This window comes from Variovorax sp. (genome assembly GCF_965279555.1).
GTDB lineage: Bacteria > Pseudomonadota > Gammaproteobacteria > Burkholderiales > Burkholderiaceae_C > Variovorax.
The window spans coordinates 2,484,239-2,496,959 of record NZ_OZ257247.1; the positions used below are offsets into that span (position 1 = coordinate 2,484,239).

The following is a 12,721-nucleotide window of genomic DNA, read 5'->3' on the forward strand; positions in this document are numbered from 1 at the left end:
GCGGTTCGGAGAGGTTTCCGGGTAAAAAGTTCTCCCCGGCTTGACGGGCCACATGTTACACACTGGTTTGGAGACGCCGTCACAAAACGTTTATCCAGCGGCGCGGTCCTACAGAATCAGTTCAGGAAGCCCGGAACAGGGGCACCCGTAGAATCCGCCGCCATGCAAGCTTCCCCCGGCGGCGAGACTCCTCGCCCTCCCCTGATGCGCCGTCTGGCGCGACTCATGACCTGGTTCGGCGGCTCGCGCCAATGGTGGGCCCTTGGATTGAGCGGGGCGATGCTGGCGGCAATCACCGAGCCGCTCATGGCCGCCCTGCTCAAGCCGCTGCTCGACCGCGGCTTCACCCGCGGCGAGATGCCGCTGTGGTTCGTGCCCGCCGCCGTGCTGCTGCTGTTTGCGGTGCGCGGCATTGCCCAGTTCATTTCCCAGTACGCCCTGTCGCGCATCGCCAATGAGGGCATGCAGAAGCTGCGGCGAGTGATGTTCGAGCGGCTGCTCGGCGCGGAACTCGCGCTGTTCGCGCGGCAGTCGGCCAGTGCGCTTTCGAACACCGTGGTCTACGAAGTGCAGACCGGCGCAATGCTGCTGGTGCAGGCGCTGCTCGGCCTTTCGCGCGACGGCTTCACGCTGATCGCGCTGCTGGGATATCTGGTCTACCTGAACTGGAAGCTCACCCTCATCGTCGCCTTCCTGGTGCCCAGCATCTCGTGGATCATGAAGGTGTTCTCCAAGCGGCTCTACCGGCTCACGCAGCAGGGCCAGCAGGCCACCGACGAGCTGGCCTATGTGGTCGAGGAAAACGTGCTCGCCCACCGCGTGGTGCGCCTGCACGGCGCAGAAGGCGCGCAGGGCCAACGCTTCGAACAGCTGAGCCAGCGCCTGAACCGCCTGGCCGTGAAATCGACCATCGCCCAGGCCGCGACCACGCCGCTCACGCAGATGATGGCCTCGCTGGCGCTGTCGGTGGTGGTGATGATCGCGCTGTGGCAGAGCGGCAAGCAGGGCTTTACGGTGGGCGGTTTCGTCGCCTACATCACGGCCATGCTGATGCTGATCGCGCCTATCCGCCGGCTGGCCGAAGTGGCCGGGCCGATCACGCGCGGCCTGGCCGCCCTGGAACGCGGGCTGGTGTTGATCGACGAGGTCGCGCCGGAGTCGCAGGGCACGTTCAACCTCGAGCACGCCCAGGGCCGCATCGAGTTGCGCAACGTGCAGGTCAGCTACCGCGGCGACGACGAACAGCGTGCCCTCGACGGCGTGAGCCTGACCATCGAGCCTGGCCAGGTCGTCGCCTTCGTGGGCCCCTCGGGGTCGGGCAAGACCACGCTGGTCAACCTGCTGCCGCGCTTCGTGCAGCCCAGCAGCGGCCAGGTGCTGCTCGATGGACACGACACCAGCGAATGGCAACTGAAGAGCCTGCGTGCGCAGTTCGCGATGGTCAGCCAGGACGTGGTGATGCTCAACGAGACCCTTGCGGCCAACGTGGCGCTGGGCTCGGAGATCGATCGCGAACGCGTGCTGCAGTGCATAGAGGCGGCCAACCTGAGCTCGCACGTGGAAAACCTGCCCCAGGGCATCGACACCGTGCTGGGCCACAACGCCACGCAGCTGTCGGGCGGCCAACGCCAGCGCTTGGCCATTGCCCGTGCGCTCTACAAGAACGCGCCGGTGCTGCTGCTCGACGAAGCCACCTCCGCGCTAGACACCGAATCGGAGCGCCTCGTGCAGGACGCCCTGCAGCGCCTCATGCAGAACCGCACCACGCTGATCGTGGCCCACCGCCTGTCGACCATCCAGCACGCGGACCGCATCATCGTGATGGAGCAAGGCCGCATTGCCGAGCAAGGCAGCCACGAGCAGCTGATGCAGCTCGACGGCCTCTATGCGCGGTTGCAGACGCTGGCGGTGCGCAGCGCACCGCCGGGGCAAGACCCGACGCTCTGACCAGGCCCTGGCGGGCAGGTCAGAGCAGCACGATGTCGTACTGTCCCTGCCCGATCGCCGGTTCGGACTGCAGCGAAATCGGCTTGCCGATGAAGTCGCTCAGGCCCGCCAGGTGCTGGCTTTCCTCGTCGAGGAACAGCTCGATCACCTGCGGCGACGACACGATGCGGAACTCGCGCGGCGTGAACTGGCGCGCCTCGCGAAGAATCTCTCGCATCACGTCGTAGGCCACGCTGCGCGCAGTCTTCACGATGCCCTGCCCGCCGCATGCTGCGCAAGGTTCGCACAGCATGTGCGCCAGCGATTCGCGGGTGCGCTTGCGCGTCATCTCGACGAGGCCGAGCTGCGAGAAACCGCCCGCCGTGGTCTTCACGCGGTCTCGTGCCAGTTGCTTGCGAAACTCCCCGAGAACCTGCTCTCGGTGGTCGTCGCGCCCCATGTCGATGAAGTCGACGATGATGATCCCGCCCAGGTTGCGCAGCCGCAGCTGCCGCGCAATGGCCTGCGCCGCCTCCAGGTTGGTCTTGAAGATGGTGTCGTCGAAGTTGCGCGCACCGACGAAGCCGCCGGTGTTCACGTCCACCGTGGTCAGCGCCTCGGTCTGGTCGACCACGAGGTAGCCGCCCGACTTGAGCTCGACGCGCCGCCCCAGCGCCTTTGCGATTTCCTCGTCAACCGAATACAGATCGAAGATCGGCCGCTCGCCTTTGTAGTGCTGCAGCTTGCCGGCCGCCTTGGGCATGAATTCGAGGCCGAACTTCAGCAGCACGTCGAACTGCTCGCGCGAGTCGATGCGGATGGTCTGCGTGTCTTCGCTGGTCATGTCGCGCAGCACGCGCTGCAGCAGGCTCAGGTCCTGATGCAGCAGCGACATCGGCGGCATGCGCATCGATGCCTCGCGAATGCGCGACCATGTCTTGCGCAAGTAGGCGATGTCTTCGGCCAGTTCGGGGTCGGAGGAATCCTCGCCGTTGGTACGCAGGATGAAACCGCCGGTGTTGGCCGGCACCACGCCGCCGCTATCGGCCGCCGCGGCCGCTTCGATCAGCGCCAGCATGCGGTTGCGCAGCGACTCGCGCTGGTCCGATGGGATCTTCTGCGACACGCCGATATGGTTGTCCTGCGGCAGGAACACCAGCAGGCGCCCGGCGATGCTGATCTGCGTCGACAGCCGTGCGCCCTTGGTGCCGATCGGGTCCTTGATGACCTGCACCAGCAGCGACTGGCCTTCGAACACCTGCTTCTCGATGGGCACCATCGGCCCGCCGTTGCGGTGGTCTCGTTCCGGCGCCGGCGCGCTGGGCCGCGAGCCCGGCGTGAACGGCGCCACGATGTCGGCCACGTGCAGGAAGGCGGTGCGCTCCAGGCCGATGTCGATGAAGGCCGACTGCATGCCCGGCAGCACGCGAGAGACCTTGCCGAGGTAGATGTTGCCGACCAGCCCGCGCTCCAGCGTGCGCTCGACGTGCAGCTCTTGCACCGCGCCGTGCTCGACCAGCGCCACACGGGTCTCTTGCGGGGACCAGTTGATCAGGATGTCTTGCATGGAATTCTTGTCAGGTATTGAAACCGGCGCCACGGAGCAGCTCGGCGGTCTCGAACATGGGAAGTCCCATGATGCCCGAATAGGACCCGCTGATGTGCTCGATGAACGCGGCCGCCGCGCCCTGGATGGCGTAGGCCCCTGCCTTGCCGAGCGGCTCGCCGCTGTCGGCGTAGCGGGCAATCTGCGCTTCGGTGATCTTCGCGAAGCGCACGCGCGAGACGCTGAGCGCGGCATGGCGCCGGTCGCCGTCCTGCAGCGCCACGGCCGTCAGCACGCGGTGCGTCGTGCCGGAGAGCGTGGCGAGCATGCGCGCGGCATCGGCGGAGTCCTCGGGCTTGCCGAGGATGGTGCGGCCCAGCGCGACGGTGGTGTCGGCGCAGAGCACCGGCGCATTGGCCAGCCCGCGCCGCTCCAGCCGCGCAACCGCCGCATCGAGCTTGAGGGCGGTCACGCGCTGCACGTAGGAGGCCGGTGCCTCGTTCGGCAGCACTGCTTCGAGCGACTCTGCATCCTCGCTGGAATCGGCGAGCAGCAGCGCATGGCGAATGCCGAGTTGGCCGAGCAGTTGGGCGCGGCGCGGGCTTTGCGAGGCGAGGTAGATGAAGTCGGACAAGGTTCGGTTCTCCTGTGACGCCTGCGCCGCAGGTTGCGCGCCGGCATAAGCGCATGGCCCTGTTCGTCGAGCAATGCGGCCTGCCCGTCGGCGCTGGTCATTCGCGGTGGTAAGGGTGGCCTGCGTTCACCGACCACGCACGGTACAACTGCTCGACCAGCAGCACCCGCGCCATCGCGTGCGGCAGCGTCAGGTCGGACAGCCGGATGCGCTCGTGTGCTGCGGCCTTGAAGGCCGGATCGAGCCCGTCGGGCCCGCCGATGACCAGCGCGACATCGTCGCCCTCGCCTTGCCAGGACTGCAGCCGCGCCGCCAGCGCCTTGGTGGTCAGCGCGGTGCCGCGCTCGTCGAGCACCACGATGCGCATGCCGCGCGCAATGGCGCCTTCGATGCGCTCGCGCTCGGCGGCGTACAGGGTTTCGAGCGACTTGGAGCCGCGCGGCTCGGTCTTGACCGCGCGCAGCTCGAGCTTGAGTTCAGGCGGAAAGCGCTTGGCGTAGTCGTCCCAGGCAGTCTGTGCCCAATCGGGCATGCGCTGCCCGACGGCGACCACCAGGAGCTTCATGCGCGGCGAGCTGGCGCCTTCTTGGCTGCCGCCTTCTTGGCAGCGGGCTTCTTGGCCGCCGGCTTGCCGACGACCTTGACCGGCACGCGCGCGGTGGTGGTGCCGGCCTTCTTGGCGGGCGCCTTCTTCGCTGCGGTCTTGGCCGTCGTCTTGGCGGCGGCCTTCTTCGCCGGCGCCTTCGCGGCCTTGGCTTCCTGCTCGGCCGCGCGGATCGCGGTCTTGGCGGCGCTCGAGCGGCGCAGCGTGGGTTCCTTGGCGGCGCCCTTCTTCTTGGTCTCGGGCTCTTCCTTGGTCGACGAACTCGTGGACGCAGCGGGCTTGGCACCGCCGAGCTTGGCGCGCACCGGCTTGTCGCCCCAGATCTCTTCGAGGTGGTAGTACTGGCGGATGGCCGGCTGCATGATGTGCGCGACCGCGGCGCCGCAGTCGACGATGATCCACTCGCCGTTTTCCTCGCCCTCGATGCGCGGCTTGCCGAAACCGGCTTCGCGCACGGCGTCGCGCACGCTGGCGGCGAGCGCCTTGGTCTGGCGGTTCGAGGTGCCCGACGCGACGATCACGCGCTCGAACAGCGGTGACAGATGCTCCGTGTCGAATACCTGGATGTCCTGCGCCTTGACGTCTTCGAGACCATCGATGATGGCTCGCTGGAGTTTCTGGGTGTCTTTTTTGGCGGCGGCTTCAGTGGTCATCAGGCAGAGCGGTAGAGGTGGTGTTGGTCAATATAGCGTGCAACCGTGGCCGGAACCAGCGAGGAAATGTCCACGCCAAGCGCCGCGCGCCGCCGAATTTCGGTGGCGCTGATGTCCATAGGTGGCAATTCGAGCGCCTCGAAACGCGCGCCGGCCGGGAGGCCAGGCAGCATTTTCGGATCAAAACGAGCAGTGTCGCCCGTCGATAATGCGCGATACGCTACAGAAACGATAGCAATGCCGAGTATATCCTGCCAGCCATGCCAGGTCGGCAGCGCGCTTGCCTGGTCGGCGCCCATGATCAGCACGAGTTGCGCGCCGGGTTGCTCTTTCTGCAGTTCGTGCAGGGTGTCGAGCGTGTAGGTCGGGCCGTCGCGCAGCACTTCGCGGCTGTCGACGACGACGGTGCCTTTCAGTCCCGCGAAGGCCAGCCGCGTCATCGCGAGGCGGTCTTCCTTCGGCGTGAGCGCCCTGCTCTTGTGCCAAGCCTGGCCGGTGGGAACGACATGCAGCTCGGCCAGATCCAGCTGCGAAAGCGCAGCCTCGGCCAGCGCCACATGGGCGTTGTGCGGTGGATCGAACGCGCCGCCGAAAACGCCGATGCGCGGCACCTTGCCGGAAGAAGAATTCACAGCCAGTCGCGCCGCACGATGAAGTCGCTGTACAGCGCGGCTTCGGGGCTGTCCGGCTCGGGCCGTTGCTGGTAGGCCCAGCTCGCCAGCGGCGGCATCGACAGCAGGATCGACTCGGTGCGTCCGCCGGATTGCAGGCCGAAGTGGGTGCCGCGGTCCCAAACGAGGTTGAACTCGACATAGCGGCCGCGACGGTAGAGCTGGAAGTTGCGCTCGCGCTCCGTGTACGGCATGGCGCGGCGACGCTCGACCACGGGCAGGTAGGCCGGCAGGAAGCCGTCGCCCACCGAGCGGATCATGGCAAAGCCGTTCTCGAAGCCGCCTTCTGAAAAGTCGTCGAAGAAGATGCCGCCGACGCCGCGCTGCTCGTTGCGATGCTTCAGGAAGAAATACTCGTCGCACCACGTCTTGAAGCGCGGGTACTTGTCGTCGCCGAACGGGGCGAGCGCATCACGGCACACGGTGTGGAAGTGCACCGCGTCTTCCTCGAAGCCGTAGCACGGCGTGAGGTCCATGCCGCCGCCGAACCAGCAGACCGGCTCGCCGCCTTCAGGCAGCGCCGCCAGCATGCGTACGTTCATGTGGACGATCGGCACGTAGGGGTTGCGCGGATGGAACACCAGCGACACGCCCATCGCCTCGAAAGGCGCGCCGGCGAGCTCGGGACGGTTCTGCGTGGCCGATGGCGGCAGCCTGGGGCCGCGCACCTGCGAGAAGCCGCAGCCGGCGCGCTCGAACAGTTCCCCGCCTTCGAGGATGCAGGTCAGGCCCTGGCCCTGCAGCGGCTCACCGGGCTCCTTTTGCCAGGCGTCGCGCACGCAGGCACCACCGTCGGCCTTTTCTACCGCTGAGATGATCGACTGCTGCAGTCCGCGCAGGTAGTCGCCGACCGCCGCCGGGTTGGTTTGCTGCATCAAGCGTTGGGCGTGTTGCGCGCGTGCACGGCGCGGAATCCGATGTCCTTGCGGTACTGGGCACCGTCGAAATTGACGCGCGCCGCCACCTCGTAGGCCCGCTGCTGAGCGAGCTTGACGCTGTCTGCCAGCACGGTCACGCAAAGCACGCGGCCGCCGCTGGTCTTGAGCTCGCCGTTTTCCAGCGTCGTGCCGGCGTGGAACACCACGGCGTCGGGCGCCTCGGCCGGAATGCCGGTGATGCGGTCGCCCTTGCGCGGCGACAGCGGGTAGCCGTGCGCGGCCATCACCACGCCCAACGCCACGCGGCGGTCCCACTGCAGCTCGACCTGGTCGAGCGTGCCGTCGGTGGCGTGCCAGAACACCTCGAAGAGGTCGGACTTCAGGCGCATCATGATCGGCTGCGTCTCGGGGTCGCCCATGCGGCAGTTGAATTCGAGCGTCTTCGGATGGCCGGCCGCGTCGATCATCAGGCCGGCATACAGGAAGCCGGTGTACGGAATGCCGTCTTTCTCCATGCCGCGGATGGTTGGCAGGATGATTTCGCGCATGGCGCGCGCATGCACCTCGGCCGTGACCACCGGCGCGGGCGAATACGCGCCCATGCCGCCGGTGTTGGGGCCTTCGTCGTTGTCGAGCAGGCGCTTGTGGTCCTGGCTGGTGGCCAGCGCAGTGACGTTCTTGCCGTCGCACAGCACGATGAAGCTGGCTTCCTCGCCCTGCAGGAATTCTTCGACGACGACGCGCGCGACGCCTTCGTTGTGCTGAATTCCCAATGGATTGCCGAACTTGTCGTCGACCAGCATGAAGTCGACCGCCTCGTGCGCTTCCTGCGCGGTCATGGCGACCACGACGCCCTTGCCTGCCGCCAGGCCGTCGGCCTTGACGACGATGGGCGCGCCCTTGGCGTCGATGTAGGCATGCGCCGCGGCGGCGTCGGTGAAGGCCTCGTACTCGGCCGTGGGAATCTTGTGGCGCTTCATGAACGCCTTCGAGAACGCCTTGGAGCTTTCAAGCTGCGCGGCGGCCTGCGTCGGCCCGAAGATGCGCAGGCCGTGCGCGCGGAACTCGTCGACCACGCCGGCCGCCAGCGGCGCCTCGGGGCCGACCACGGTCAGCGCGATCTTTTCCTTGATGGCCCATTCGCGCAGCGCGGCGGGCTCGGTGATGTCGATGCAGTCGTAGCGCTCGTCGCTCGCGGTGCCGCCGTTGCCGGGCGCCACGTACACGCGGCTCACCCGGGTAGCCTGCGCCAGACGCCACGCCAGAGCGTGTTCACGGCCCCCTCCCCCAATTACCAGTACCTTCATTCGCGGGCCTTCATTTCTCGCAGTGATTCAACAAACATTCATTCGTGCTTACTCGGACAGCGAGGCGTTGTGATAAACGTCCTGCACGTCGTCCAGGTCCTCGAGCACGTCGAGCAATTTCTGCATTTTCGCGGCGTCTTCGCCGGTGACTTCGATCGGGTTTTCCGCGCGCATGGTGACTTCGGCCACCTCGGGCTTCAGGCCGGCGGCCTCGAGCGCGTTCTTGACGGCTTCGAAATCGGCGACCGGGGTCAGCACCTCGATGGCGCCGTCGTCGTCGGTGACAACGTCTTCGGCGCCCGCCTCGAGCGCCACTTCCATCACCTTGTCTTCGTCGGTGCCGGGCGCGAACACGATCTGGCCGCAGTGCTTGAACTGGAAGGCCACCGAGCCTTCGGTGCCCATGTTGCCGCCGTGCTTGGAGAAAGCGTGGCGCACTTCGGCCACGGTGCGCACGCGGTTGTCGGTCATGGTGTCGACGATGATCGCCGCGCCGCCGATGCCGTACCCTTCGTAACGAATTTCTTCGTAATTGACGCCTTCGAGGTTGCCGGTGGCCTTGTCGATGTTGCGCTTGATGGTGTCGATGGGCAGGTTCACGGCCTTGGCCTTTTCCACCGCCAGCCGCAGCCGGGGGTTGGAACCCAGGTCAGCGCCGCCGGCGCGTGCCGCCACCGTGATTTCGCGAATGGCACGGGTCCAGAGCTTGCCGCGTTTTTCGTCCTGGCGGCCCTTGCGGTGCTGAATATTTGCCCATTTGCTATGTCCGGCCATGGCTTTCTATCTCGCTGTCTTGTGTTTTCAAAGCAAGCTCCGAGTTTACTGTCCGGCGCACACAACGCCCGGCGGCCCCTGGATTTCGCGCCCGGGCTTTTGGTGATAATCGTTCGATGACACCATCGCCTACAGGCGGCCCCGCGACACCCGTCGTCCTGCCGCCCCACGCTCCCCTGCCGCTGTACTACAGCAACGAGGCAGAGCACCAGGCGTTCCTGCGTCGCATCTTCGACAACACGGCGGCCGACTACGACCGCATCGAGAGCGTGCTGGCTTTCGGCACCGGCCCCTCCTACCGCCGTGCCGCGCTGCAGCAGGCGGGCCTTGCGCCCGGCGCCGAAGTACTCGACGTGGGCATCGGCACCGGGCTGGTGGCGCGCGAGGCGCTGAAGCTCATCGGCCCGGCCGGCAAGCTCGTGGGCGTGGACCCCAGCGCAGGCATGATGGACCAGGTGAAGCTGCCCGGCGTGGAGCTGGTGCAAGGCGTGGCCGAGGCCCTTCCCCGGCCCGACGCCAGCTGCGACTTCGTGAGCATGGGCTACGCCATGCGCCACATCAGCGACGTCGCCGCCGCCTTCGGCGAATTCCATCGCGTGCTGCGCCCCGGCGGGCGCGTGGCGGTGCTGGAAATTACCAAGCCCGAGGGCCGCGTCGCGACGGCGCTGCTCAAGGGCTACATGCGCGCCGTGGTGCCGCTGATCGCCCGCGTGGTCGGTCGCCGGCGGGACACCTCGGAACTGTGGCGCTACTACTGGGACACGATCGAGGCCTGCATTCCCCCCGAGCAGGTAGTACAGGCGCTGGCCGCCGCGGGTTTCCGCGACGTGCGCCGCCATGCCAGCCTCGGCGTGTTCTCTGCCTATACCGCCATCAAACCAGACCATATCGTCGAGGCAGGGTGACAGTGCAATTTAAGGACGGAACCTCTTCTTCCCATCTGCGCGTCGAGCGCCTTTCGTTGCCCGACAGCCTGGCGCTGGCCGCCAGGGGCAAGGCGCCCTTCGCGGCGCTGGGCTACGGCACGCCGCACGGCGTGGCGTGGATGCCGACAGTCAATGCGCGCGTGCTGTCCTCCAATGGCGCGATGGCCGACGTCTGGCACCTGACGGCGCCGCACATCGAGTCGGGCACCACCGGCATCGCGCGCTGGCGCACCGACGGCCAATGGTTGCTGGGCGCCATCGACCTCGACGAGGCGGCCGAGAAGCAAGGCCTGACCGAACTCGCGCGCCGCGCCTACAGCGACCTGTTCAAGACGCTCGATCAGGCCGGCACGCCGCACCTGCAGCGCATCTGGAACTACCTGCCTCAGATCAACGCCGACGGCGGCGGGCTGGAGCGCTACCGCCAGTTCAATGCCGGCCGCCAGGAAGCCTTCCTCGAAGCCGGCCGCGCCGCCTTCGAGGGCGCGCCAGCGGCCTGCGCGCTGGGCATCCACCAGGGTGCGCTGTCGATCCGATTCCTCGCGGGCCAGCAGGCACCGCTGCCGGTGGAAAACCCGCGGCAGGTGTCGGCCTACCGCTACCCCGAAACCTACGGTCCGCGCTCGCCCACCTTTTCGCGCGCGGCGCTGTCGGACATCGGCGACGGCAACGTCGCGCTGTTCATTTCCGGCACCGCGAGCATCGTCGGGCATGAAACCGTCCACCACGGCGACGTGCTCGAGCAGACCCGCGAAACGCTGCGCAACCTGCAGGCCGTGATCACCGCCGCCAACGAGCGCGGCAGTGCGAAGTTCGCGCTGGCCGATCTCGACTGCGTGGTGTACGTGCGCCACCCTTCGGACACCGAGGCGGTGCGCGGCATCATCGAGAGCACGCTCGGCGCCGACGCGCCGATGGCACGCCACGCGGTGTACCTGGAAGCCGACATCTGCCGCAGCGACCTGCTGGTCGAGATCGAGGCGCACACGGTTGCCGCCGGTCGATTGCGGGCCTGACTTGCCGGTGCCCGACCGACCGGCCGACGGCCCCGATCGCCCGACTGACTCAATGACCCGAGTGCTGCGTCTTCTCACGTCGATCCCGCTTGCGTTGATGCTTTACGCGCTGCTGATTTTCCTGGGCCTGATCTCGCTGGTCTGGAACTTAGTAGCCATGCTGATCTACCCCGTGATGCCCACGCGGCCGGCCCGCGCGCTGGGCCGCATGACCATCGCGTTCGCCTACCGCATGTTCTGGTGGCTGGCGTCGGTGACGGGGATGATGCGCATCGACGCCACCTGCCTCGACCCGATGCGCAACGAGCCCGGCGTGATCTTCGTTGCCAACCACCCGACCATGCTCGACGCCCTGCTGCTGGTGGCGCGGCTGCCGCGCAGCGCCTGCATCATGAAGGCCGACCTGATGGGCAACATCTTCCTCGGCGCGGGTGCGCGGCTGGCGCGCTACATCAGCAACAAGTCGGCCCGCATGATGGTGCGGCTGGCGGTGAACGACCTTCGCAACGGCGGGCAGCTGGTGATCTTTCCCGAGGGCACGCGCACGGTGACGCCGCCGCTCAACCCCTTTCGCCCCGGCGTGACGCTGATCGCCAAGCTGGCGCAGGCGCCGATCCAGACGGTGTTCATCGACACCGACTCGCCCTACCTCAGCAAGGGCTGGCCGCTGTGGCGCGTGCCGCCGCTGCCTATCGTCTTCACGCTGCGGCTGGGCAAGCGCTTTGCGGCCACGCAGGACAGCGACGTGCTGCAGGCCGACCTGGAACATTACTTTCGCCAAAACATGGAACAGCGCGCCAACGACGCGTCCCCCGAATGCCAGACGCCTCGCGCACCCACCTTGTCCTGATTCCCAGCTACAACACCGGAGAACGCGTGTTCTCCACGGTCGAGGCCGCGCGTGCGCAATGGAACCCGGTGTGGGTGGTGGTCGACGGCAGCGACGACGGCACGGGCGAGCGGCTGCAGCAGATGGCGGCCAACGACCCCGGCCTGCGCGTGTGGGTGTTGCCGCAGAACCAGGGCAAGGGCTCGGCGGTGCTGCACGGGCTGCGCGCCGCAAGGGACGCGGGTTTCACGCACGCACTGACCATGGACTCCGACGGGCAGCATCCGGCGGACCTGATTCCCGCGTTCATGAAGGCCTCGCTGGACCGGCCCGAGACGATGGTGCTGGGGCGTCCGGTGTTCGACGCAAGCGCGCCGCTGTTGCGTGTGCGCGGACGGCGCGTGTCGAACGGGTGGACGCAGCTGGAGACCTTGTTTGCGGGCGTGGGTGATTCGCTCTACGGCTTTCGTGTTTACCCGGTGAACGACCTGATCGCGGTGATGGCGAAGCAGCCGTGGATGCGGCGCTTCGACTTCGATACCGAAGCCGTTGTTCGGCTGGCCTGGCGCGGTGTCAAGCCGGTGAACATCGATGCGCCCGTGAAGTATCTGACCGCGGAAGAAGGCGGCGTTTCGCACTTCCGCTATGGGCGGGACAACGTGCTGTTGACGTGGATGCACACGCGGCTGATGGTGGAGTTCGTGCTGCGGCTGCCGGGGCTGGTGTTTCGGAAGCTGGCTGGGAAGCCGCCGTTTCAGGACTGAGTTTTTGCCTTGTTGGGGGGGCCCGGTACGCGGTACGGCGCAGTCAGCCCCACTGCGCCGGCCCTTCGGGCTGCCCTGCGGTGCTCGCGTTTCGCGGGGTCTCGCAGAACTCGCTGCGCTCAAACAGCTGCGAGCCCTGATCCGCGAAACGCTGTGCTCCTCGGCGGCACAGAGGGGCTGACTGCGCCGTACC

Annotated in this window: 13 protein-coding genes; 5 read left to right on the forward strand and 8 right to left on the reverse strand. The window is 67.2% G+C overall.

Features of this window, described 5'->3' with window-relative positions; genetic code table 11:
* Positions 1 to 162: 162 nt before the first annotated feature.
* On the forward strand, positions 163 to 1,947 hold the full coding sequence (gene msbA / locus ACQY8B_RS11880) for a lipid A export permease/ATP-binding protein MsbA (protein WP_422086892.1): 1,785 nt from the start codon (positions 163 to 165) through the stop codon (positions 1,945 to 1,947).
* 19 nt (positions 1,948 to 1,966) lie between these two features.
* Here msbA and rng read toward each other — a convergent pair whose 3' ends face one another.
* From rng to ACQY8B_RS11920, 8 genes are all read right to left on the reverse strand, one after another.
* Positions 1,967 to 3,493, reverse strand: a complete 1,527-nt coding sequence (gene rng / locus ACQY8B_RS11885) for a ribonuclease G (protein ID WP_422086893.1) — start codon at positions 3,491 to 3,493, stop codon at positions 1,967 to 1,969.
* A gap of 10 nt (positions 3,494 to 3,503) precedes the next feature.
* Complete coding sequence (locus ACQY8B_RS11890) at positions 3,504 to 4,106, reverse strand: Maf family protein (RefSeq protein WP_422086894.1); 603 nt, start codon at positions 4,104 to 4,106, stop codon at positions 3,504 to 3,506.
* Positions 4,107 to 4,203: 97 nt separating this feature from the next.
* Positions 4,204 to 4,671 (reverse strand): 23S rRNA (pseudouridine(1915)-N(3))-methyltransferase RlmH, encoded by a 468-nt coding sequence (gene rlmH, locus ACQY8B_RS11895; RefSeq protein ID WP_081270496.1) that lies wholly within the window; start codon positions 4,669 to 4,671, stop codon positions 4,204 to 4,206.
* Positions 4,668 to 5,363 carry a ribosome silencing factor gene (rsfS, locus tag ACQY8B_RS11900; protein WP_422086895.1) on the reverse strand — a complete coding sequence of 232 codons (696 nt, stop codon included), beginning with the start codon at positions 5,361 to 5,363 and terminating at the stop codon, positions 4,668 to 4,670. The genes rlmH and rsfS overlap by 4 nt, the downstream gene beginning before the upstream one ends.
* Positions 5,363 to 5,995: a nicotinate (nicotinamide) nucleotide adenylyltransferase gene (gene nadD / locus ACQY8B_RS11905; RefSeq protein WP_422086896.1), complete on the reverse strand. Its 633-nt coding sequence runs from the start codon at positions 5,993 to 5,995 to the stop codon at positions 5,363 to 5,365. The genes rsfS and nadD overlap by 1 nt, the downstream gene beginning before the upstream one ends.
* Complete coding sequence (hemF, locus tag ACQY8B_RS11910; RefSeq protein ID WP_422086897.1) at positions 5,992 to 6,909, reverse strand: oxygen-dependent coproporphyrinogen oxidase; 918 nt, start codon at positions 6,907 to 6,909, stop codon at positions 5,992 to 5,994. The genes nadD and hemF overlap by 4 nt, the downstream gene beginning before the upstream one ends.
* Positions 6,909 to 8,219 (reverse strand): phosphoribosylamine--glycine ligase, encoded by a 1,311-nt coding sequence (purD, locus tag ACQY8B_RS11915; RefSeq protein WP_422086898.1) that lies wholly within the window; start codon positions 8,217 to 8,219, stop codon positions 6,909 to 6,911. The genes hemF and purD overlap by 1 nt, the downstream gene beginning before the upstream one ends.
* A 48-nt stretch (positions 8,220 to 8,267) precedes the next feature.
* Entirely contained in the window at positions 8,268 to 8,993 is a 726-nt protein-coding gene (locus ACQY8B_RS11920) for a YebC/PmpR family DNA-binding transcriptional regulator (RefSeq protein WP_422086899.1), read from the reverse strand.
* 116 nt (positions 8,994 to 9,109) lie between these two features.
* Here ACQY8B_RS11920 and ACQY8B_RS11925 point away from each other — a divergent pair, with 116 nt between their 5' ends.
* Genes ACQY8B_RS11925 through ACQY8B_RS11940 form a run of 4 tightly spaced genes read left to right on the forward strand, consistent with a single transcriptional unit; the run spans position 9,110 to position 12,528 of the window.
* A complete protein-coding gene (locus ACQY8B_RS11925; protein WP_422086900.1) occupies positions 9,110 to 9,898 on the forward strand; it encodes a class I SAM-dependent methyltransferase in 789 nt (262 codons plus the stop codon).
* Positions 9,895 to 10,935 (forward strand): hypothetical protein, encoded by a 1,041-nt coding sequence (locus ACQY8B_RS11930; RefSeq protein WP_422086901.1) that lies wholly within the window; start codon positions 9,895 to 9,897, stop codon positions 10,933 to 10,935. The genes ACQY8B_RS11925 and ACQY8B_RS11930 overlap by 4 nt, the downstream gene beginning before the upstream one ends.
* Before the next feature lie 52 nt (positions 10,936 to 10,987).
* On the forward strand, positions 10,988 to 11,785 hold the full coding sequence (locus tag ACQY8B_RS11935; RefSeq protein ID WP_422086902.1) for a lysophospholipid acyltransferase family protein: 798 nt from the start codon (positions 10,988 to 10,990) through the stop codon (positions 11,783 to 11,785).
* Positions 11,752 to 12,528: a glycosyltransferase family 2 protein gene (locus tag ACQY8B_RS11940; RefSeq protein WP_422086903.1), complete on the forward strand. Its 777-nt coding sequence runs from the start codon at positions 11,752 to 11,754 to the stop codon at positions 12,526 to 12,528. Before ACQY8B_RS11935 ends, ACQY8B_RS11940 begins: the two co-directional genes overlap by 34 nt.
* Positions 12,529 to 12,721: the final 193 nt, after the last annotated feature.

Bases quoted from the DNA above. Each gene is read 5' to 3' on its own strand.
- ACQY8B_RS11940 (WP_422086903.1), top strand. From the start codon at position 11,752: ATGCCAGACGCCTCGCGCACCCACCTTGTCCTGATTCCCAGCTACAAC.
- rlmH (WP_081270496.1), bottom strand. From the start codon at position 4,671: ATGAAGCTCCTGGTGGTCGCCGTCGGGCAGCGCATGCCCGATTGGGCA.
- msbA (WP_422086892.1), top strand. From the start codon at position 163: ATGCAAGCTTCCCCCGGCGGCGAGACTCCTCGCCCTCCCCTGATGCGC.
- rsfS (WP_422086895.1), bottom strand. From the start codon at position 5,363: ATGACCACTGAAGCCGCCGCCAAAAAAGACACCCAGAAACTCCAGCGA.
- ACQY8B_RS11935 (WP_422086902.1), top strand. From the start codon at position 10,988: ATGACCCGAGTGCTGCGTCTTCTCACGTCGATCCCGCTTGCGTTGATG.
- rng (WP_422086893.1), bottom strand. From the start codon at position 3,493: ATGCAAGACATCCTGATCAACTGGTCCCCGCAAGAGACCCGTGTGGCG.
- purD (WP_422086898.1), bottom strand. From the start codon at position 8,219: ATGAAGGTACTGGTAATTGGGGGAGGGGGCCGTGAACACGCTCTGGCG.
- ACQY8B_RS11925 (WP_422086900.1), top strand. From the start codon at position 9,110: ATGACACCATCGCCTACAGGCGGCCCCGCGACACCCGTCGTCCTGCCG.
- hemF (WP_422086897.1), bottom strand. From the start codon at position 6,909: ATGCAGCAAACCAACCCGGCGGCGGTCGGCGACTACCTGCGCGGACTG.
- ACQY8B_RS11920 (WP_422086899.1), bottom strand. From the start codon at position 8,993: ATGGCCGGACATAGCAAATGGGCAAATATTCAGCACCGCAAGGGCCGC.